This window comes from Aeromonas sp. SCS5, assembly GCF_001887375.1.
GTDB lineage: Bacteria > Pseudomonadota > Gammaproteobacteria > Enterobacterales > Aeromonadaceae > Aeromonas > Aeromonas jandaei.
Genome location: NZ_LFCS01000003.1, coordinates 373,291 through 392,562, shown reverse-complemented (window position 1 = coordinate 392,562; position 19,272 = coordinate 373,291). Strand labels below are relative to the sequence as shown.

General features: G+C 60.0%; 14 protein-coding genes. 7 read left to right on the top strand and 7 right to left on the bottom strand.

Features of this window, described 5'->3' with window-relative positions:
• Positions 1–16 precede the first annotated feature (16 nt).
• Positions 17–430, top strand: coding sequence for a lactoylglutathione lyase (gene gloA / locus BS300_RS04850; protein ID WP_005337610.1), 414 nt, complete (start codon positions 17–19; stop codon positions 428–430).
• A gap of 87 nt (positions 431–517) precedes the next feature.
• On the opposite strand, the gene BS300_RS04845 is transcribed toward gloA, so the two are convergent.
• Positions 518–1,393: an OmpA family protein gene (locus tag BS300_RS04845; protein ID WP_192849733.1), complete on the bottom strand. Its 876-nt coding sequence runs from the start codon at positions 1,391–1,393 to the stop codon at positions 518–520.
• A 253-nt stretch (positions 1,394–1,646) separates the two neighbouring features.
• Here BS300_RS04845 and BS300_RS04840 point away from each other — a divergent pair, with 253 nt between their 5' ends.
• Positions 1,647–2,567, top strand: a complete 921-nt coding sequence (locus BS300_RS04840) for a hypothetical protein (protein WP_239693799.1) — start codon at positions 1,647–1,649, stop codon at positions 2,565–2,567.
• Between the two features lie 343 nt (positions 2,568–2,910).
• On the opposite strand, the gene katG is transcribed toward BS300_RS04840, so the two are convergent.
• Both katG and BS300_RS04830 read right to left on the bottom strand, forming a co-directional pair.
• Entirely contained in the window at positions 2,911–5,097 is a 2,187-nt protein-coding gene (gene katG / locus BS300_RS04835) for a catalase/peroxidase HPI (RefSeq protein ID WP_071911133.1), read from the bottom strand.
• Between the two features lie 411 nt (positions 5,098–5,508).
• Positions 5,509–6,690, bottom strand: a complete 1,182-nt coding sequence (locus BS300_RS04830) for a DUF1615 domain-containing protein (RefSeq protein WP_083593382.1) — start codon at positions 6,688–6,690, stop codon at positions 5,509–5,511.
• Between the two features lie 257 nt (positions 6,691–6,947).
• On the opposite strand from BS300_RS04830, the gene BS300_RS04825 reads away from it, so the two are divergent.
• Positions 6,948–7,982, top strand: coding sequence for a sterol desaturase family protein (locus tag BS300_RS04825; protein ID WP_071911358.1), 1,035 nt, complete (start codon positions 6,948–6,950; stop codon positions 7,980–7,982).
• Positions 7,983–8,106: 124 nt separating this feature from the next.
• Here BS300_RS04825 and carB read toward each other — a convergent pair whose 3' ends face one another.
• The 3 genes from carB to dapB form a co-directional block, all read right to left on the bottom strand.
• A complete protein-coding gene (gene carB, locus BS300_RS04820) occupies positions 8,107–11,331 on the bottom strand; it encodes a carbamoyl-phosphate synthase large subunit (protein ID WP_033113583.1) in 3,225 nt (1,074 codons plus the stop codon).
• A 20-nt stretch (positions 11,332–11,351) separates the two neighbouring features.
• Positions 11,352–12,488 (bottom strand): glutamine-hydrolyzing carbamoyl-phosphate synthase small subunit, encoded by a 1,137-nt coding sequence (gene carA, locus BS300_RS04815; protein WP_071911131.1) that lies wholly within the window; start codon positions 12,486–12,488, stop codon positions 11,352–11,354.
• 667 nt (positions 12,489–13,155) lie between these two features.
• Complete coding sequence (gene dapB, locus BS300_RS04810; RefSeq protein WP_041208985.1) at positions 13,156–13,968, bottom strand: 4-hydroxy-tetrahydrodipicolinate reductase; 813 nt, start codon at positions 13,966–13,968, stop codon at positions 13,156–13,158.
• 333 nt (positions 13,969–14,301) lie between these two features.
• Between dapB and BS300_RS04805 the strand changes: the two genes are divergently transcribed.
• The 4 genes from BS300_RS04805 (at position 14,302) to serA (ending at position 18,610) form a co-directional block, all read left to right on the top strand.
• Positions 14,302–15,627 (top strand): Na+/H+ antiporter NhaC family protein, encoded by a 1,326-nt coding sequence (locus BS300_RS04805; RefSeq protein WP_041208560.1) that lies wholly within the window; start codon positions 14,302–14,304, stop codon positions 15,625–15,627.
• A gap of 118 nt (positions 15,628–15,745) precedes the next feature.
• Positions 15,746–16,342: a 5-formyltetrahydrofolate cyclo-ligase gene (locus BS300_RS04800; RefSeq protein ID WP_071911129.1), complete on the top strand. Its 597-nt coding sequence runs from the start codon at positions 15,746–15,748 to the stop codon at positions 16,340–16,342.
• 173 nt (positions 16,343–16,515) lie between these two features.
• Entirely contained in the window at positions 16,516–17,169 is a 654-nt protein-coding gene (gene rpiA, locus BS300_RS04795) for a ribose-5-phosphate isomerase RpiA (RefSeq protein ID WP_033114342.1), read from the top strand.
• Between the two features lie 208 nt (positions 17,170–17,377).
• Positions 17,378–18,610, top strand: a complete 1,233-nt coding sequence (gene serA / locus BS300_RS04790; protein ID WP_033137987.1) for a phosphoglycerate dehydrogenase — start codon at positions 17,378–17,380, stop codon at positions 18,608–18,610.
• A 161-nt stretch (positions 18,611–18,771) separates the two neighbouring features.
• On the opposite strand, the gene BS300_RS04785 is transcribed toward serA, so the two are convergent.
• A complete protein-coding gene (locus BS300_RS04785; RefSeq protein WP_033114340.1) occupies positions 18,772–19,152 on the bottom strand; it encodes a diacylglycerol kinase in 381 nt (126 codons plus the stop codon).
• Positions 19,153–19,272 lie beyond the last annotated feature (120 nt).

Below are 19,272 nucleotides of genomic sequence, written 5' to 3'. Positions count from 1 at the left end.
CCCGGAGAACTGAGCAATGAGAATTCTGCATACCATGCTGCGTGTCGGCGATCTGCAACGCTCCATCGACTTCTACACCCGCGTCCTTGGCATGAAGCTGCTGCGCAAGAGCGAGAACAGCGAGTACAAGTACACCCTGGCCTTCGTCGGCTACGGTGACGAGAAAGATGAAGCGGTGATCGAGCTGACCTACAACTGGGGGGTGAGCGAGTACGAACTGGGCTCCGCCTACGGCCACATCGCGCTGGAAGCGGACGACATCTACGCCACCTGTGAAGCGCTGCGCGCCGCCGGTGCCAAGATCACCCGCGAGCCGGGTCCGGTCAAAGGCGGCACCACCGTCATCGCCTTCGTCGAAGATCCGGACGGTTACAAGATTGAACTGATTGCCAAGAAAGATGCCGGCACCGGCCTTGGCGACAGCTTCTAAGCGGCCCGGGTAAAAACGCCCGATGGCAGGATAAAAAAAGAGCGCGCTGGCGCTCTTTTTTTATACTTGTCTGCTTGGGCTGCCGGGCTAGATCTCGCCGTTGCGCCCCATGCTGATGACCACCCGCCGGTTCTTGGCACGCCCCTGCTCGGTTTCGTTGGAGGCAACGTGCTGCTTCTCGCCATGCCCCTCCACCGAGATCTTGCCGGGATCGAGCCCCAGATCGACGAACACCTTCTTGATGGCATCGGCCCGCTTTTCCGAGAGTTTCTGGTTGGTCCAGCGCCCGCCGTAGCTGTCGCTGTAGGCGTCGATCACCACCACATCGATACTCTTGTCCGCCTTGATATATTCGCCGATCATCGCCAGCCGTCGTTTCGATGAGATGGAGAGCTGATCGCTGTTCTTGTCGTAGGTGAGCACGCTAAAGGCGATATCGTTGAAGCTGTAGGGCAGCAGCCCGCTCTGACAGTCAAGGAACGCCTGATATTTGACCCGGAAGTTGACCGACGAGAGCGACACTCGCACCGGCCGGTTCTGGCGATACCAGTCCCGGTACTGGAAAGTGGGCATGTTGCCCCCCTCCAGCTCGTCGAGCATGGTCCAGGCGGTCTGTCCCTCAACCAGTCCATCAAACTGCTGATAGAAGTGGAGCTGGCTCACTTCCCGCCCCGCAATACCGGGGCGCCAGGCCGGCGGCATGATGCCAAGGCTCACCGTCTCGGTTCTGGCCTGTGGCCGTTTCCCCTTGAGCTCGAAATCGAGATTGATCTTGCGCCCGGCGCGGCTGACAAAGGCCCCCGTTCCCCAGTTCGGGATCGGGTGCTCAAGGCGGCACTCAATCTGGGTATCGGAGGTCAAACGCCAGACGGATTGATCCAGACCGGCACCGAATTCGGTCACCCCAGCCTGTACCTGCATACTCACCGATATGCTGATCAACCCCAACTTCCAAGCGTCCAACGGCTTGTCCTCCACACGATCTCATATGGAGTATCGGCCGCGGACAGGCAACCTTTAGCGGCAAAACTGCAAAGGGCTGCCGCTGGCGGCAACCCCTTGCCTCTGTTGAGAAAAATCGGGATTGCAGTGGCAATCGCAGCATCTGATGCGCGCCAACGGCAGCAGATCTCGCTACAGTAGAGCCAGAGTGACAGGATGTCGCCGTGCAGGAGCAAGACGCATGTTCAGACCCTTCCCGACCTTGTGGCCCCTTATGCTGGCCATGCTCGGCAACGCCGCCCAGAGCGCAACCCAGGATGAAGAGTGGGCGCAGCAGCGCGCCAATGCCGTGCTCTCCCTGATGAGCTTTACCGTGGTGCCGGATATCACCGCCAGCGATCTCTCCCTCGGCAGCGGCAGTGGCCAGTCGGCCGCCCTCAGCATGGCGCAGCTGGGCGGTGGCGCGACGATGAGCGAATCGTTCCCTATCTATCTGGAGGGGGCCCTCGGCTTTAGCCGCTACGATCCCCAGTTCGTGATGAGCAACGGCAGCGAGAGCCGCACCATCCCCACCCGCTGGAACAGCGCCACTGCCTCGGGCGGCGTTGGCTGGGATTTCTCCCTGCACAGGGATAAACAGGGCGGCCACTGGGTACTGCGCCCCATCGCCAATGTCTCGCTGGGCACCATGGCCAGCGATATTCGCATCGGTAACTGGCTGCTCGATCGTACCAAAGGCTACTCCCTCGATTTTCTCGAAAACGGCCAGCTCAACATGTACGGGCTGGGTGGCTCGCTGATGGTCGACTACGAGCTCTTCTCCAAAACTCAGGATATCGATGCCGAGCTGCGTTACTCCTACCAGCACCTGCAGAGCTTCGGCAATACCTCGGAAAGTGTGCGTGGCAGTGCCGAGGCGGAGAACCTCGGCCTCTATCTGCGCCGCCGGGCGCCGGTGTTTGACTGGACCCTGCTCGATCGCCCGCTGCGCTATGTGATGGAGGGCGCCCGTACCGAATACCTCGGCGAGCAGCGTGGGCTGCTCGGCTTCAATGCCCTCAACTCGCTGGGGCTCGGCCTTGAGATCGACAGCAGCAAGTACCACATCATCGTCAGCCGCACCCGGCTGGTCGCCCGCTATATGTTCAGCAACAATACCCGCGGTTATTCGGTCGGGCTGGCCATGAGTTTCTGATCTGAGCGGTAGATGCGCGGGATAAAAGAGAGATCGGGCAGCCTTTTCCGGGCAGGTTCAAAGCCACCAGCAGTGCTGTGACACGATTCTGGAGGCGACAGCAGCCCGGATAGCGCCGAATTAATAAAGTAAAATGTTTATTAATTTCGCGCTATTCAGCCAGCAAGGGAGCGACCCAAAGAGCAAAGCGGCCTTCATCCGCTCGAAAGTGTCGACAAACGGCCCCCCTCCGATCTGATGACAAAGGGTGATCGGGCCACAAAATGCCCCTTTTCACTCTCTCTGTTGCCGCCAATAAAAACGCCAGCCTTGCGGCTGGCGTTCTCATTGGGGTTGAAGCGACTTATTTCAGATCGAAACGGTCGTTGTTCATCACCTTGACCCAGGCCTTGACGAAGTCGCGGACGAACTTCTCCTTGCCGTCTTGCTGGGCATAGACCTCGGCGTAGGCACGCAGTACCGAGTTGGAGCCAAACACCAGATCAACCCGGGTAGCGGTCCACTTCACCGCGCCGCTCTGGCGATCCACGATCTGGTAGCTGTTGCGGCCAGTCGGCTGCCAGCTATAGGCCATGTCGGTAAGGTTGACGAAGAAGTCGTTGCTGAGCACCCCGACCCGGTCGGTAAAGACGCCGTGGGCCGAGCCGCCGTGGTTGGTGCCAAGCACCCGCAACCCGCCGACCAGCACCGTCATCTCGCGGGCGGTGAGCCCCAGCAGCTGGGCACGGTCGAGCAGCATCTCCTCCGGCTGCACCTTGTAGTGCCCCTTCTGCCAGTTGCGGAAACCATCGTGCACTGGCTCGAGGAAGGCGAACGACTCGGCATCGGTCTGCTCGGCGCTGGCATCGCCGCGGCCCGGCGCAAAGGGGACCACGATATCAACGCCGGCCAGCTTGGCCGCCTGCTCCACCGCTGCGCTACCGCCCAGCACAATCAGGTCGGCAATGCTGACCGGCTTGCTCAGGGTGGCCTGCAGGGCGATCAGGGCGTTGAGCACCTTCTCGAGGCGAGCCGGTTCGTTGCCTTCCCACGCTTTCATCGGCGCGAGGCGGATGCGGGCTCCGTTGGCACCGCCGCGATAATCGGAGCCACGGAAGGTACGGGCACTGTCCCACGCGGTTGCAATCAGATCTGACGGCGCCACGCCGCAGGCCAGCAGCTTGGCCTTGAGCTCGCTCACCTCCTTATCGGAGAGCTGGTAATCCACCGCCGGTACCGGATCCTGCCAGACCATGACTTCGCCCGGCACTTCCGGCCCCAGATAGCGGCTGCGCGGCCCCATGTCGCGGTGGGTCAGCTTGAACCAGGCGCGGGCAAAGGCGTCGGAGAAGAGCGCTTGATCCGCAGCGAAGCGCTCGGAGATCTCCCGGTATACGGGATCAAAGCGCAGCGCCATGTCCGCATCGGTCATGATGGGATTGCAGCGGATGGAGGGATCTTCCACATCAACCGGGCGATCTTCCTCCTTGATGGCGACGGGCTCCCACTGCCAGGCACCGGCCGGGCTCTTCTTGAGCCACCAGTCGTGGCCCAGCAGCATCTTGAAGTAGCCGTTGTCCCAGCGGGTCGGGTTGCTGGTCCAGGCCCCTTCAAGGCCACTGGTCACAGTGTCACGGCCGATACCGCGGCTCTCGTGGTTGATCCAGCCCAGCCCCTGCTCGTGCACATCGGCCCCTTCGGGAGCAGGCCCCAGTTTGGCTGCACTGCCGTTGCCGTGGGCCTTGCCGACAGTGTGACCACCGGCGGTGAGCGCCACGGTCTCTTCGTCATTCATCCCCATGCGGGCAAAGGTGACGCGCATATCGTGGGCGGTTTTCAGGGGATCCGGGTTGCCATCCACCCCTTCCGGGTTGACGTAAATCAGCCCCATCATCACCGCCGCCAGCGGGTTCTCCAGATCCCGTTCACCGCTGTAACGGCTCCCTTCACTGCCGCTCGGTGCCAGCCACTCCTTCTCGGAACCCCAGTAGACATCTTTTTCCGGATGCCAGATGTCCTCGCGGCCACCGGCAAAACCGAAGGTCTTGAGCCCCATGGATTCATAGGCAACGTTGCCCGCCAGGATCATCAGGTCAGCCCAGGAGATCTTGTTGCCGTACTTCTGTTTGATCGGCCACAGCAGACGGCGCGCCTTGTCGAGGTTGCCGTTGTCTGGCCAGCTGTTGAGGGGGGCGAAGCGCTGGTTGCCGGTGTTGGCGCCGCCGCGCCCGTCGGTTGCGCGATAGCTGCCGGCGGAGTGCCAGGCCATGCGGATCATCAGGCCGCCGTAGTGGCCCCAGTCGGCCGGCCACCAGGGCTGGCTGTCAGTCATCAGGGCATGCAGATCGGCCTTGAGGGCATCGTAATCGAGGCTGTTGAAGGCGTCGGCATAATCGAAAGTCTCATCCATCGGATTGGTCTTGCGGTCATGCTGATGCAGGATGTCGAGGTTGAGGGCATTGGGCCACCAGACTTGATGCTCCTGGCTGGCAGAGGTATTGGCACCGTGGGCAAAGGGGCACTGACCGGCCCCGCTAGCGTGTTTGTCCATCTTCAGATCCTCATTGTGGTCATAATGACGGCGAAACCCTTCGCTTCGCAGTTGAGACTAGCCTACCCCCCACCACCCACTTAAAAAACCGAATAAAAAAGTTCAATTCAATCTGGTTTTGCGATTGAACTATCTCGTCACTGGGTAACAAACAGAACAATGCAGGCGCGGGCAGAGTAGTCATGGCATAGATCACACAAGCTTGTTGAACCCACTGTTAACACGTGGCCATTGCACATCAGACAACAGCGTTGAAATGGACTTCACACCTGTGAGGCGTCCCGTACCTCATGAGGTGGCCATGCTCAGCAGAGTGGTCCAAAATGCCAATAGATCATCACGCGGCAAGCTGAAGAGCGGTAAACAGCGAAAACAACAAGGGCGGCCAATTGGCCGCCCTTGTTGTGTTTCTTAGCGAATGGTCGCCATCTGCCGCACGCAGCGCTGCTCCCTGTCATCCACCCGCTTGGCAAACCAGGCGGTGGTGAGGTTGCGGGTGATCTTGGGGCTTTTCAGCTGAATGCCCGGCAGGATGGCGCGGGGTAGCCGCTTGCCCGCTTTCTGGTCTGCCAGCGTAAACACGCGATGATAGAGGTCGCTCTGGCCAAATTCGGCGGTATCGCCGAGTTTCAGGCTCTGGTGGATCGCCTGCTGACTCATGTTGATCCGGCTGGCGATGGTATAGACCGCGAGTTCCGTCTTGCCCGGCAGGTCGGAGTCATAGCGGATCAGATCGCCATCCAGAGCCAGCGTGGTACCGCTCAAACGGCTGACAGCGGCCTGAAAGGCGGCGTTGCGACTGGCATACCAGCCGGCGTTGAAGTCGGCGAAGCGGTAGAGGGTATCGGGGTACTCCGCCTCATAGCCGAAGATATGTTTGGTACCAAACCAGATACCGCCGCGGCGGGTAAAGACTTCGTGGCGGATGGACTCCTTGACCGGATAGGGGTAACCGCGGGTATTGGCCTCGGCAAAGGCGATGCTCACCTGCATCGGGCCGCCGGTATGCACCGGGTTCATGTTGCCAAACAGGGTCTTGCCCATCGGCAGCATGCTGATCATGTCCTCGAAAATTTCGCTCATCTCCCGCTCGGTGCGAAGCACATCGATGCGCTCGGCATAGCTCTTGCCGGTCGGCGAGTTGATGGAGAGCGCGGCTCGCACCATAAACTCGGGGATCAGCAGCTTGGCCGCCCGCGAGTTGATCTCCTTCCAAGCGATCTTGCCAAGGCCCGGCACCACGGGGTCGGCCTGATAGGTCGCCTCCTGCTCCGCTACCGCCAGCACGGTACAGACGTTGTGGTCATTGACTGTCACCCCCTGGGTAGTGAGCGCCGTCACCACATCGTTGGCCCACCCCTGCTTGTCGACCACATGGCGGGGCAGAAACCTCACGATGCGGCTCTTCATGTCCGCCGGCTTGCGCGGCTGCATGGCTGGCGGGGTCGCCTTTTTGGCGGGCACTGTCGCGCCCGTTGTGTCGCCAGGCGCCGGGACAGAAGCGGGATCGCTGGCACAACCGGCCAGCAGCAAGGGGATCAGCAGCGCCAGCGTGCGCATGGCGGGGGAAACAGAAAAGAGAGAGAGCGTCATCGGATATCCGGTACTGAGGCTGGAGGCAAACCCGCCAGGCGGCGGGCGCACACATGATGGCTCATTGTAGAGAATTGATCCACAAGGCTAAAGTCCCATCGCCTCGCCCCTCTCCCCGACCAGACAGGGGTTGCCGCAACAGGAACGCCCCCAGATATAACCCGACAACAGGTATGACCCGACAACAGACATGGGCTTTTATCGAGAGTTGTTTACATTTAGAATGCCGCCGCCAGGATGCTCACGGTATGGACCCTATGGATACGCTCGCCCATCTCTTTGCTTACGTGCAGCAGTGGCTGCTCACTCCGATCTGGCACTGCCTGACCGGACTGCTTGATTTCAACGGGCGGCTTGGGCTCCCCTTCCTGCTGATATCCGGCCTCATTGCCTATCTCCTCTACCGTGTGCGTCGGCACCAGCAGGGCCCGGCAGCGGGCAGTTTCGCCCGGTTTCTTGGCGGCCGGGCCATCTGGCTGCATCCCTCAGCCCTGCTCGATTACCAGTATTATCTGGTGCGTGCCCTGCTCCATGTGGCCCTGATCGTGCCGATCCTGACTCTGCTCAACCCCTGGCTTTTGCAGGCAACGGATATTACCTCCGCGCTCACCCGTCTGTGGGGTGAGCGTCCCCGTCTGGCCGAGCCGAGCTGGCTGATGATGCTTTATGGCCTCGGGGTATTTCTGGTCAGCGATTTCGTCCACTACTGGCTGCACCGTCTCTTTCACAGCCGCTGGCTGTGGGAGTTTCACAAGGTGCACCACAGTGCCACCGTGCTGGTGCCGCCGTCAGCCAGCCGCATTCATCTGGTGGAGAAGCTCTCTGAAATCCTGCTCAAGGGGAGCGCGCTCGCCCTCTACTCCGGTGCCTTCTACTGGCTGTGCGGCGGCTCCGTGCGCCCCTACACCCTGTTTGGGGTGGGCTATCTGGTGCTGATCTTCAACTCGCTGGCCGCCAATTTGCGCCATAGCCATATCTGGCTGTCGTTTGGCCCGCGGCTGGAGCATATCTTCAACAGCCCGGCCCAGCACCAGATCCACCACAGCCGGGATCCCCGCCACTTCAACCACAACTTCGGGATCAACCTGTCGCTGTGGGATTGGTGGTTCGGCACTCTTTACGTCACCAACCACCAGCCAGAGCCCCTCACCTTCGGGGTCGGCCCGAAAGACAATGTGCGCTACAGCCGTCTGGGTGCGCTAATCCTGCGCCCCTTTCTGGTCACGGCCCGCAAGCTGTGGCATGCCCTGCCCCGTCCACGCAGCCGCAAGCCGCAGCCTGATTTACGGTAGTTACGCTCTTCGCCCCATAAATCCAGTCCTCGCAGCACCCAACCCGTCGTTATAAAAAAGCCCCCGCCATTGCTGGCGGGGGCTTGTCATCTATGCGGTACGAGTGTGGCTCGCGCGCAGAGCATTAGCGGTTGTTCACTCGCTCATGCAGCTCCTGCACCGAGTTGACGCTGGCAGTGGCATCAACGCTGATGGCCATGCAGGTCGCGAATGCCTCGTTCATGGTGGTGGTATACGCCACCTTGTTCTGCAGGGCGGCGCGGCGCAGCTGCTTGGAGTCCTCGATGGCCACCCGCCCTTCGGCGGTGTTGACGATGTAGGTGTACTCGCCATTCTTGATGCGGTCGAGAATGTGCGGGCGACCCTCGTGCACCTTGTTGACCAGACGCGGGTTGATGCTCGCTTCGCCCAACGCGACGGCGGTGCCGTGGGTGGCATCCAGCTCGTAGCCCAGCTCCAGCAGCTTGGCGGCCAAATCGACCACCTGTGCCTTGTCGCTGTGACGAACAGACAGCAGGGCACGACCCTCTTTCGGTACGGCGTGGTTGGCACCCAGCTGCGCCTTGGCATAGGCCTCGGCAAAGCTGCTGCCTACACCCATCACTTCACCGGTGGAGCGCATCTCCGGCCCCAACAGCGGGTCAACCCCCGGGAACTTGGCGAACGGCAGCACCACCTCTTTCACCGAGTAGTAGGGCGGGATGATCTCTTTGGTAAAGCCCTGCTCTTTCAGGCTCTGACCGGCCATCACGCGGGCGGCAATCTTGGCCAGCGGTGCACCGGTCGCCTTGGAGACGAACGGCACGGTACGGGCGGCACGCGGGTTCACCTCGATGAGGTAGATATCATTGCCCTTGACCGCGAACTGCACGTTCATCAGGCCGATAACGCCGAGCTCCAGCGCCAGCTTGCGCACCTGCTCGCGGATCTCGTCCTGAATCTTCTTGGACAAGGTGTAGGGCGGCAGGGAGCAACCGGAGTCACCGGAGTGGATACCGGCCTGCTCGATGTGCTCCATGATGCCGCCGATAACCACATCGGTACCGTCGCAGATGGCATCCACGTCCAGTTCGGTGGCATCGTCCAGGAAGCGATCCAGCAGTACCGGCGATTCGTTGGAGACGCTCACCGCCTCGGCGAAGTAGCGACGCAGGTCGGTCTCGTCGTAGACGATCTCCATGGCGCGGCCACCCAGCACGTAGGAGGGGCGAACCACCAGCGGGTAGGTGATGCGCTCGGCCACCACGACCGCCTGCTCCAGCGCGGTGACGGTGCCGTTTTCCGGCTGCTTGAGGCCGAGGCGCTCGACGGCAGACTGGAAGCGCTCGCGGTCTTCGGCGCGGTCGATGGCATCCGGGCTGGTACCGATAATCGGCACGCCGTTGGCTTCCAGTGCCCGTGCAAGCTTCAGCGGGGTCTGGCCACCGTACTGGACGATAACGCCCTTGGGTTTCTCGATGCGCACGATTTCCAGCACATCTTCCAGGGTCACCGGCTCGAAGTAGAGGCGATCCGAGGTGTCGTAATCGGTGGAGACGGTCTCCGGGTTGCAGTTGACCATGATGGTCTCGTAACCGTCTTCGCGCAGGGCCAGCGCCGCGTGTACGCAGCAGTAGTCAAACTCGATGCCCTGACCGATGCGGTTCGGGCCGCCACCGATGACCATGATCTTGTCGCGGTCGGTGGGGTTGGCCTCGCACTCTTCGTCATAGCTGGAGTACATGTAGGCGGTGTTGGTGGCGAACTCGGCGGCGCAGGTGTCGACCCGCTTGTAGACCGGGAAGATGTTGTGGCGGGCACGCAGCTTGCGCACTTCCCCTTCGGCCACACCGAGGATCTTGGCCAGACGGGCATCGGCAAAGCCCTTGCGCTTGAGGGCGCGCAGGAAGTCGGCATCGAGACCGGCCATGCCGCGCTCTTTTACCTCTTCTTCCAGCTTCACCAGTTCTTCAATCTGCACCAGGAACCAGGGGTCAATCTTGGTCAGCTTGAAGATGCCGTCCATGGAGAGGCCGGCGCGGAAGGCGTCGGCGATGTAGAAGATACGCTCGGCACCAGCATCCTGCAGCTCGTGACGGATGCGGGTCAGGGAGTCCGGGGCGTTCAGATCCACCATGGGGTCGAAGCCCGCCTTGCCGGTCTCGAGGCCGCGCAGCGCCTTGTGCAGGGACTCCTGGAAGTTGCGGCCGATGGCCATTACTTCACCGACCGACTTCATCTGGGTGGTCAGACGGTCGTTGGCACCGGCGAACTTCTCGAAGTTGAAGCGCGGCACCTTGGTCACCACGTAGTCGATGGCCGGCTCGAAGGAGGCCGGAGTACGACCGCCGGTGATATCGTTCATCAGCTCGTCCAGGGTGTAACCGATGGCGAGCTTGGCGGCAATTTTGGCGATGGGGAAACCGGTCGCCTTGGAGGCCAGCGCGGAGGAGCGCGACACCCGCGGGTTCATCTCGATGATGACCATGCGACCATCTTTCGGGTTGATACCGAACTGGACGTTGGAGCCGCCGGTCTCGACGCCGATTTCGCGCAGCACCGCCATGGAGGCGTTGCGCATCAGCTGGTACTCCTTGTCGGTCAGCGTCTGGGCTGGCGCGACCGTGATGGAGTCACCGGTGTGGATACCCATGGGGTCGAAGTTTTCGATGGCGCAGACGATGATGCAGTTGTCGTTGCGATCCCGCACCACTTCCATCTCGTACTCTTTCCAGCCGATCAGCGACTCGTCGATGAGCAGCTCTTTGGTCGGGGAGAGATCCAGACCGCGCTCGCAGATCTCGACGAACTCTTCCGTGTTGTAGGCGATGCCGCCACCGGAACCACCCATGGTGAAGGAGGGACGGATGATGCAGGGGAAGCCGACCATCTGCTGCACACCCCACGCCTCTTCCATGTTGTGGGCGATGCCGGCGCGCGGGCACTCGAGGCCGATGCTGCGCATCGCCTTGTCAAAACGGGAGCGGTCTTCGGCCTTGTCGATGGCATCGGCGGTGGCACCGATCATCTCGACACCGAACTCGGCCAGCACGCCGTGCTTCTCCAGCGCCAGTGCGCAGTTGAGTGCAGTCTGGCCGCCCATGGTGGGCAGGATGGCGTCCGGGCGCTCTTTCTTGATGATTTCGCGCACCACTTCCCAGGTGATGGGCTCGATGTAGGTGGCGTCCGCCATCTCCGGGTCGGTCATGATGGTGGCCGGATTGGAGTTGACCAGAATGACGCGGTAGCCCTCCTCGCGCAGGGCTTTGCACGCCTGGGCGCCGGAGTAGTCAAATTCGCAGGCCTGGCCGATGACAATGGGGCCGGCGCCGAGGATCAGGATGCTCTGAAGGTCGTTACGTTTTGGCATGAAACTCTTTCCTCTTTTCCTTAGGCGCGATACTGCTTAATCAATTCAATAAAGTGGTCAAAGAGACCGGCACAATCGTGCGGGCCCGGACTCGCCTCGGGGTGACCCTGGAAGCTGAAGGCCGGACGGTCGGTGCGATGGATGCCTTGCAGCGACCCGTCGAACAGGGAGACGTGGGTGGCGCGCAGGCAATCCGGCAGGCTGTTCTCATCTACCGCAAAGCCGTGGTTCTGGGCGGTGATCATCACTGTGTTGTCATCGAGGCTCTTCACAGGGTGGTTGGCACCATGGTGGCCAAACTTCATCTTGATGGTCTTGGCGCCGGAGGCCAGACCCAGCAGCTGGTGACCCAGACAGATGCCGAACACCGGCGTGTTGGTATTAAGGAAGGTCTTGATGGCTTCGATGGCGTAGTCGCACGGCTCGGGGTCGCCGGGGCCGTTGGAGAGGAAGATGCCATCCGGGTTCAGCGCCAGTACCTCGGCAGCCGGAGTCTTGGCCGGTACCACAGTCAGGCGGCAACCACGGTCAACCAGCATCCGCAGGATGTTGCGCTTGACGCCGAAGTCATAGGCCACCACGTGGTATTTAAGCTGGTCGGCAGCCGGGGTGACGTGCCCCTTGCCAAGCTGCCAGCTCCCTTCGGTCCAGTTGTACGCCTCATTAACCGTGACCTCTTTGGCCAGATCCATTCCCTTCAGACCGGGGAAGGCACGGGCCTGTTCGAGGGCATAGGCCTCATCGACTTGCTTGCCGGCCAGAATGCAGCCAGCCTGGGCGCCTTTCTCGCGCAGGATGCGGGTCAGTTTGCGGGTGTCGATGTCGGCGATGCCAACGATATTGTGAGACTTGAGGTATTCGGAGAGGGATTGCTGATTGCGGAAATTGGAGGCAAGTATCGGAAGGTCCCGGATGATCAATCCCTGAGCATGGATTTGACTGGACTCTTCATCTTCGCTGTTGGTGCCGGTGTTGCCTATATGGGGGTAAGTGAGGGTGACTATCTGACGGGAATAAGAGGGATCGGTGAGGATTTCCTGATAGCCCGTCATCGACGTATTGAAAACCACTTCACCAACGGAACATCCCTCGGCGCCTATCGACACGCCTTTGAATACAGTTCCATCTTCCAGCACTAGCAATGCAGTGTGATTCAAGACAACCTCCAGTTATTTAGCTTTAAATTCAGCAATTTACCTGGGTGTTGCGGGCTCGGTTCCGGCCTTGGACTGGACTCGAACCCGGCAGATTTCTGGCAAATTGGGCGCATTCTACTTAAAAAAAGTGGCATTTCAACGTCTTTTCTCAGAAGAAATGCATCTAAATTCAATAAAAAGGCAACATTACCCATTATCTATGCACTCAATTGCTTTTCAAGCCCCTACAGCAAAAGAAAATTTGAAACCAGACCCAAAACCTTCGCAAACCACGACAAAACAGACGAGATGCAATCTTAAGCCCTTTAAAAACAACACATTAAAAAACACCACAAGAAAAACCAAAATGCGTATTCGTACCTTTTGCGTGTAGTTTTGTTGACACAAAAATCAGCAAACGTTTTTCTGTGTTTGAATTTTTAGTCTATTTGAAGTGATGTGAAAAAATGGCTGAGGACGCCGTAAACGCACCAAAGATTGTTACCTTGTGATGACATTTCAAGGCAACAAAAGGAGCGAACAAAATGAAATGACTATTTTTGCCAGACTGAGTCGAAATAAGCGCACTAACCATTGTTTGTGTAACTTTCTGCTCAGCAAACAGCAAAAACCCCGGCAAGCCGGGGTTTGGTCAGACAGGATAATCAGACAGAAGAAAGCGGAAGAATTACTTCAGATTGAGCACATCCTGCATGTCATAAAGACCGGCGCCCTGCTGGCGCAGCCACTTGCCGGCGCGCACTGCACCGTTGGCAAAGGTCAGACGGCTGGAGGCCTTGTGGCTGATCTCCACCCGCTCACCGATATCGGCAAACATGACGGTGTGCTCACCCACCAGATCGCCGGCGCGGATGGTGGCAAAGCCGATGGTGTTGCGGTCCCGCTCGCCGGTGATCCCCTCGCGGCCATAGACGGCGCACTCTTTCAGATCCCGGCCCAGCGTCTTGGCCACCACCTCGCCCATGGAGAGGGCGGTACCGGACGGCGCATCCACCTTGTGGCGATGGTGGCCTTCGATGATCTCGATGTCGGTATAGTCGCCCATCACCTTGGCGGCCTGCTCCAGCAGTTTGAACACCAGATTGACCCCGACCGAGTAGTTGGAGGCGAACACGATACCGATCTGCTTGCCTGCCTCTTTAAGGGCTGCCTTACCTGCCTCGTCAAAACCGGTGGTGCCAATCACCATCTGCTTGTTGTGGGCCAGCGCAAAGGCCAGATTGGCCAGAGTCACCTCGGGACGGGTGAAGTCGATGATGAGGTCGAACTGGTCGCGCACCTTGTCGAGGCTGTCGCTAATCGCCACACCCAGATGACCCAGCCCGTTGAGATCGCCCGCATCCAGACCGATCACCGCCGACCCCGGCCGCTCAAGCGCAGCGCCAACCACCACCCCTTCGGTGTTGGTGACCGCCTCCAGCAGTACCTTGCCCATACGACCATTACAGCCCATCACGGCCACACGGATCGGATTGTCCATCTCCACCCTCTCATCTCTTTTAATTATGGAAAGAGACCGTTTTACCAGCCTGCGTCTGCTTTGAAAAGCCCGCCGTGCGCCAGCTGACCACACCGATAAATAGACAGACTTTTCGTTTAAATCCGAATATTTAACGGATTTAATCAGAACAGCCAAATCGACCGACAAAAAACCTTATCCATCTGGACGTCTATCTTGACCGGGCGGGGTTGACTCACTACTGTGGGCCCCCCGATGCGGCAGGATGCCCGCGCTGTTTTCCCCCTATCCCGATCCGATAAAGGCACAAAGCAGTTCACGACAGGAGGTCATTGTTCAATTTCAGAGGAACACATGATCCAGACCCAACCCAGTGCCAGGGCCTTGCTACCGCTACTGGTCTTTCTCGCACTCTTTATCGGTACCGGTACCTGGCTGACCCTGCAAGGGGTCGAGTTCGCCTTCTATCAACTGCCCGCCCCTGTTGCCGCCCTGCCAGCCGTGATGCTGGCGCTGCTGCTTGGCAAAGAGGGCTTCAACAGCAATCTGGAGACCTTCTTCAAAGGGGTCGGCCACAGCAACATCATGGCGATGTGCCTCATCTATCTGCTGGCGGGCGCCTTTGCCAGCGTGGCCAAGGCCACTGGCGGCGTTGACGCCACCGTGGCGCTCGGTCTGTCGCTTATCCCCGGCTGGGCGCTGCTGCCCGGGCTGTTCCTCATCTCCGCCTTTATCGCTACTGCCATGGGTACCTCTATGGGCACCATAGGTGCCGTGGCACCGGTGGCCCTCGGCGTGGCGCAGGCTGCCGGTATCGATCCTGTGCTGATGGCAGGCACCATCCTCTCCGGCGCCATGTTTGGCGACAACCTCTCCATCATCTCCGACACCACTATCGCGGCCACCCGCAGTCAGGGGTGCGAGATGAAGGACAAGTTCCGCGAGAACTTCAAGATTGCCGCCCCTGCTGCCATTGCGGTGATCCTGCTCTATCTGGCGCTCGGCTCCGTCGGCGCGGCGCCCGCCAAGGCCGGTGCCGTTGACCTGCTCAAGGTGATGCCCTACCTGCTGATCCTCGGTCTGGCGCTCTCTGGCATGAACGTGTTCGTGGTGCTAGGGATCGGCATTGTCGCCGCAGGCGCCGTCGGCATGATCAATGGCTACGCCATCGGCCAGTTCAGCAAGGATATCTATCAGGGCTTTACCGGCATGCAGGAGATCTTCCTGCTCTCTATGCTCATCGGCGGCCTCGGCGCCCTGATGGAGCGTCAGGGTGGTCTGGCCTGGATCAGCGATCGCATCGGTGCCCTGATTGCCCGCTTTACCCGCAGCCACCATGGCGAGCAGAACGAGAAAGCGGCCGAACTCGGCATCGCCGGGGTGGTGAGCCTCACCAACCTCTGCACCGCCAACAATACCGTCGCCATTATCGTTGCGAGTAAGGTCGCCCGCGATCTGGCCGAACATCACGGCGTCACCCCGCGCCGCGCCGCCTCCATGCTGGATATCTTCTCCTGCGTGATCCAGGGACTCATCCCCTGGGGCGCACAGGCGCTGCTGCTGGGCTCCATCTTCGCCCTGTCACCGCTGGCGGTAGTGAGCATGAGCTTCTACCCGATGGCGCTGGCACTGGCCGCGCTGGTCGCCGTCTTTGTCAAACACCAGATGCGCCAGCGTTGATCCTGTGGGTACCGGCCCTCGCCGGTACCCGCTTTTCACCCCGTCCCCACGAGAGAATATGTTAAGGTAAGGGCCATGTACGCCCTGCCGTCCATTGCAGTCAGCCCGGAGGTTCCCCATGCAAGAGTCCCAGCCCGAACGTCAATCTCTTCGCCAACTGGTACGTCAACGCAGAAAGAGCCTTAGTCCGCTCGAACAGCAGCAGGCAGCCCAACAGCTGCTGGCCCAGTTCAAACAGCACCCCGAGATCCTCGCTGCCAAGCGTATTGCCCTCTATCTGGCCAATGACGGGGAGATCAATCCCCTGCCCGCCATCCACTGGCTGTGGGCCCAGCAGAAAGAGGTCTATCTGCCGGTGCTCCACCCCTTTACCCCCGGTCACCTGCTCTTCTTGCGTTACACCGCCACCAGCCCCATGGTGCGCAATCGCTACGGCATCGAAGAGCCCGAGTTGGATATGCAGCAGGTGGTGCCTCATAGCACCCTCGATCTCATCTGCACCCCTCTGGTCGCTTTCGATGGCGACGGCAATCGCCTCGGCATGGGGGGCGGCTACTACGATCGCACCCTCGCCATCTGGCATGAGCACAGGATGGGCCCCAAGCCGCTGGGCATTGCCCACGACTGTCAGCAGGTGGATGCGGTACCGCAGGAGGTGTGGGATGTGCCGCTGCCCCAGATCATAACCCCGAGCCGCTGCTGGCGCTTTGAATAAGCGGTTGCAGGCTACCAACAGGGGGGCTAGCTCCCCTTCTGTGCGCGCAAACGCAGAATAAACAGGCAAACGATTTACTTCCTGCCCCTTTTTGCCCCGGAACGTGAGCAACATGGTCGCGACGGGCTACGGGGTTGGATATAATGCGCCCGCTTTTTTCTTAAGGAACGATCATGACTCAAGATGAAATGAAGAAGGCGGCCGGTTGGGCTGCGCTCAAGTATGTGGTTCCCGGCACCATCGTCGGGGTGGGCACCGGCTCTACCGTCAACCACTTTATCGACGCGCTGGCGACCATGAAGGACGAGATCAAGGGGGCGGTATCCAGCTCCGTGGCCTCTACCGAACGCCTCAAGGGCTTCGGCATCACCGTGTATGATCTCAACGAGATCGATGCCCTCTCCGTCTACGTGGATGGCGCCGACGAGATCAACGGCACCCGCGACATGATCAAGGGCGGCGGCGCAGCCCTGACCCGCGAGAAAATTGTCGCCGCCGTGGCCGACAAGTTCATCTGCATCATCGACAACACCAAAACCGTCGACGTGCTGGGCAAGTTCCCGCTGCCGGTCGAAGTGATCCCCATGGCTCGCGAATACGTGGCCCGCGAGATCAAGAAGCTGGGCGGCAATCCGGTCTGGCGTGAAGGCGTGGTCACCGACAACGGCAACCACATCCTGGATGTGAAGGATATGGCCATTACCGACGCCAAAGGGCTGGAAGTACAGCTCAACGCCATCGTTGGCGTGGTCACCAACGGCCTGTTCGCCCACCGTGGCGCAGACGTGGTAGTGATCGGCACCCCGGATGGCGTGGTTATCCAGTAATCCCCCCGTGGATGCAAGACGGCGCCTCATGGCGCCGTTTTTATTTATTCCTCAACAAGTTGCAAAGCCCTGTTTACAACAATCGTTGATAACTTCAAAGAATTTGACTTTCGTCACAAATATTCCCTCTCCCAAACGTTTTTGCTACTTTACGGTTTTCTTCGCACACCAAATCTGCACTTACGTTTGCACATACAGAGGGATCGTCATGACCGCCAAGTTTTCATTGGACAAGGATAAAATCAAGGTACTGCTGCTGGAGGGGGTTCACCCCAACACCGTAGAGACCTTTCGTGCCGCAGGTTACACCAGTGTGGAGTATCTCAAGACCTCGCTCTCCGAAGAGGAGCTGATCGAGCAGATCCGTGACGTGCATTTCATCGGGCTGCGCTCCCGCACCCAGATCACCGAGAAGGTGCTCGACGCCGCCAGCAAGCTGGTCGCCATCGGCTGCTTCTGCATCGGTACCAATCAAGTCGAGCTGGAAGCGGCCCAGATCCGCGGCATTCCGGTTTTCAACGCCCCCTTCTCCAACACCCGCTCGGTCGCCGAGCTGGTTCTGGGCGAGATCCTGCTGCTGCTGCGCGGCATTCCCGAGAAGAACGCCAAGTGCCATCGCGGGGTGTGGGAAAAGCTGGCCAACCGCTCGGTGGAAGCGCGCGGCAAGAAGCTCGGCATCATCGGCTACGGCCATATCGGCACCCAGCTTGGCATCATCGCCGAGAGCATCGGCATGAAGGTCTACTACTACGACATCGAGAACAAGCTCTCGCTGGGTAACGCCATTCAGGTGCCGAGCATGGTCGAGCTGCTCAATATGTCTGACGTCATCAGCCTGCACGTGCCGGAAACAGCCTCCACCAAGAACATGATCGGTGCCGAGCAGCTGCGGATGATGAAACCGGGCGCCATCTTCATCAACGCCGCCCGCGGTACCGTGGTGGATATCGACGCGCTGGCTGACGTCATCAAGAGCGGCCATATTGCCGGCGCCGCCATCGACGTCTTCCCGGTCGAGCCCAAGTCCAATGACGAGGAGTTCCAAAGCCCGCTGCGTGGCCTGGAGAACGTCATCCTGACCCCGCACATCGGTGGCACCACCCATGAAGCGCAGGAGAACATCGGGCTGGAGGTGGCCAACAAGCTGGTCAAATACTCCGACAACGGCTCCACCCTCTCTGCCGTCAACTTCCCGGAAGTGTCGCTGCCGGGCCACAAAGGCTCCAGCCGCCTGCTGCACATTCACCGCAACCAGCCGGGCGTGATGAACCAGATCAACCAGATCTTCGCCGAAGAGGGGATCAACATCGCCGGTCAGTACCTGCAGACCAGCAGCCATATCGGTTACGTGGTGATCGACGTGGAGACCGAGCACAGCGAGAAGGCGCTCGCCAAGCTCAAGGAGATCAACGGCACTATCCGTGCCCGCATCCTCCACTGATAGACCCTTATCTGCGCAGCAAAAAGCCCGTCGTGATGACGGGCTTTTTTATGTTGCAGAGCCTAAATCGTGTTCGCTCCCTTCTCCCCTCGCGGGAGAAGGGGTCTCCCTCACCCAGCCCTCTCCCAAAGGGAGAGGAGACGATAGGCAATGGGCCTGATTTACCACAATCCCAACAGATTGCGCCCCACCAGCGCCCCCCACACCAGCGCATTGAGAGCCAGCGCGATAAAGACGGCGGCAGAGCCCAAATCCTTGGCGCGGCCGGAGAGCTCGTGATGCTCGGGGCCGATGCGATCGACCACCGCCTCGACGGCGGAGTTGAGCACCTCGACGATCACCACCAGCCAGCTGATGATGATGAGCAGCAGGATCTGGTTGAGGGAGTCGCCAATCCAGAAGGCCAGCGGCATCAACAGCAGGATCAGCATCAGCTCCTGCCGAAACGCTGCCTCGTTGATCCAGGCTGACCTGAGTCCTTTCATGCTGTAACCGGCTGCATTGATGATGCGGGTGACCCCGGTTGCCCCTGGCTTTGCCACGCTATCTACCTCATTTGGAATCGATTTTGGCTTCACATCCTATCAGAGCCCCCCAAGGTTTCAATCGGTGGACTTTTGCTTTATTTTATCCCTTTGCATTTTCGCCCCCTGCGGCTGACA